The organism is Yoonia sp. (assembly GCF_030731595.1).
Lineage (GTDB): Bacteria > Pseudomonadota > Alphaproteobacteria > Rhodobacterales > Rhodobacteraceae > Yoonia.
On sequence record NZ_JANQTS010000014.1, the window covers coordinates 1 to 1456 of the forward strand.

The following is a 1456-nucleotide window of genomic DNA, read 5'->3' on the forward strand; positions in this document are numbered from 1 at the left end:
CTCCCATAGATGTTCCTGCCGATCTATACACGCTATGATGGCGCGTTTTTTGTTCCAGACCAAGGTAACGTCGAGAAACTCATCCGGCTTCCAGCCGATCTGTTCCGTCTGGTGCGGCTCGAACAGATTAAGCTGCGGCGCAGCGAGCACCTTTTTTGTCCGGGGTCATGCCCCCAAGCCTGCGCGATAATGCGATATTCCAAAGCCACTTGGGCCGCATACATATGGTCAGTGTTGTAAGGGTCGTAGGCACTATGGCTCATCATAAATGCAGGCTGCACGGCGCAGATGGTATCGACCAGAAGCATCTTGTCGGCATCCGACAGGCGCAGTGGGTAATCCCCCAGATCCATCCATCTATATCTTGCACGCCAAGCACCTTGACCGCAGCCTTCGCCTTGGCTCGACGGGCCGATTTGACGACATCCAGCGTCATACCGGTTTTTTTCCGCAGCTTGGCGCTTTCACCGCGTTCGCCACAGGACTGGAGTGCCCCCATTGGGTGGTCCAGTTTGAATGTTAATGCATGGTTGGCCTTTGGTCTATCGGGACGATGCTCTTCGGCGCTGGTGGCCGGTATCCCAAAGCGCTGTGCGGTCTGACCGTATTGAAGTGACGCCGCCAGCGTTCGATCAGGATCTGGGCCTCGTGCAGCGTGGTGAAGACCTCTCCGTTGAGGAGCTCATCGCGGAAACGGGCGTTGAAGCTCTCGCAGTAGCCGTTCTCCCACGGTGAGCCTGGGTTGATGAATGCGGTTTTCGCGCCTACGGCACCGATCCAGGCGCGCACCTTCTTGGCAATGAACTCCGCGCCATTGTCCATTGTCCGGCAGGGCATTGCGCAGCAATGTCCCGAGAGGGGGATCTGATGTATTCCGGTGGACCGCGCAGGATGAACAGATCGGTCAGGGCGTCGACCACATCTGTCGAATTCAGTTTGCGTTTAACGCGGATCACCAGCGCCTCCTTCGTGAACTCATCTATGATGTTGAGCGTGCGGAAGACCCGCCCGTCGTGCGTGCGATCCTGGACAAAATCATAGGACCACACGTGGTTCGGGCGCTCTGGCCGCAGCCGGACACACGATCCGTTATTGAGCCAGAGCCGACCTTTCTGGGGCTGCTTTTGGGGGACCTTCAGCCCTTCCTGCCGCCAGATCCGTTCGACCATTGCCCGGCAGGCGATTTGCACTGCAAATCTGCCGAGAGGGGCGCTTGTGGTTCACATGCCAGCCGCTGTTGTTCAGCAGTCCGGTGATCATGCGGTATCCATAGCGCCCATACTCTTCGGCCAACGCGGTGATGTCCTCGGTCAACCGGACTTCATCCGGCAAACCGCAAGGCACCTTGCGCTGCGTTGAGCGGTGCTGACCCAAAGTGCGGCAAACCCGGCGCTCGCTCGACCATTGTCCTCGGACCAATGGCGGACAAGGTCTCGCCGCTGAGGGTCTGCCGCAC

Annotated in this window: 1 pseudogene; it reads right to left on the reverse strand. The window is 58.7% G+C overall.

The features are described from left to right. Window positions 1-519: 519 nt before the first annotated feature. Window positions 520-1456, reverse strand: a pseudogene (locus tag NWQ23_RS01555) (IS3 family transposase); the annotation flags it as partial.